Here is an 898-nt window from a genome sequence, read left to right as displayed (position 1 = left end):
GGCCGCCCGGTGCTGGCGCGCCCGGGGACCGCGCGTCAGCGGCCCGTCGACGTGGTGGACCTCGTCGCCCCGGACCGCTCCCCCGTCGGATGCGTGGAGGGCGAGCGCGTGGTGACGACCGCCGTGGAGATCTCGGCTGGCGCGCTCGTGACCACCGAGGTGGGGCGCGACGACCCGGCCGCGCATCGTGGTGTCCGCCTCCCGCTGGCGGTGGTGGCGCGCCAGCTCGAGCAGGGCGGGGTGCGCCTCGAGGGGATCGACGTGGTGGTCGACGGTCGCCGCGCCGCGACGGGTGGCGACGGCGAGGTGTACGACGCGCTCGTCGGCCCGCTCGCCCTGATCTCGCACCGGCGCGTCCACCTGCTGCTGCGGTTCGACATCGCACGGCTCGCGCTGGGGCCCGCCGGACGGGCCGACGGCTCGCTGGAGCAGGTGGTCACGGTGGCCACCGAGCGGTTGCGCCGGTCGCTGGTGCATCACGGGGTGCCGTGCCGGGTCCTCGACGCGGCCGGACTCGCCGGCCTCTACCTGGACGCCGAGGGCGACCCGGGGCCGGGCGTCGGGGTGGTGGTGCGCCCGTCCGCCGACCCGCGAGCGGTCATCGACGGGCTCACCGCCGTGCGGGCCGCGCGCGTCACCGAGGTGCTCCGCCTGCGGCGCGTCGAGGGCCGCGACGACGTGGTGGACGTGGTGACCACCGTGGGGCTGACCGGCGTGGCCGCGGAGGCGGTGGCCGAGCGGGTCCTACCGACCACCGCCGACACCTGCCACCGGCTGCCTACGGCGGGCGTCCTGCCCGTCCCCGGCGAGGAGATGCCCGTGGCCGTGGCCGGATCCCTGGTCCGGCGACGTGTCGATGACCTCGCCGCCCTCGCCCCGCCGGCGCACGGCTGCGGGC

The 898-nt window shown here is 78.0% G+C and carries 1 protein-coding gene; it reads left to right on the top strand.

Annotated features, from left to right (window positions below; all coding sequences use genetic code 11):
* Nucleotides 1-898: type VII secretion protein EccE (locus tag HMPREF3086_RS18910; RefSeq protein ID WP_246830911.1), on the top strand; the 898-nt coding region annotated here is incomplete at both ends.

The organism is Dietzia sp. HMSC21D01 (genome assembly GCF_001815995.1).
In the GTDB taxonomy this organism is placed as follows: domain Bacteria; phylum Actinomycetota; class Actinomycetes; order Mycobacteriales; family Mycobacteriaceae; genus Dietzia; species Dietzia cinnamea.
This window is presented reverse-complemented; position numbering and strand designations above follow the sequence as displayed.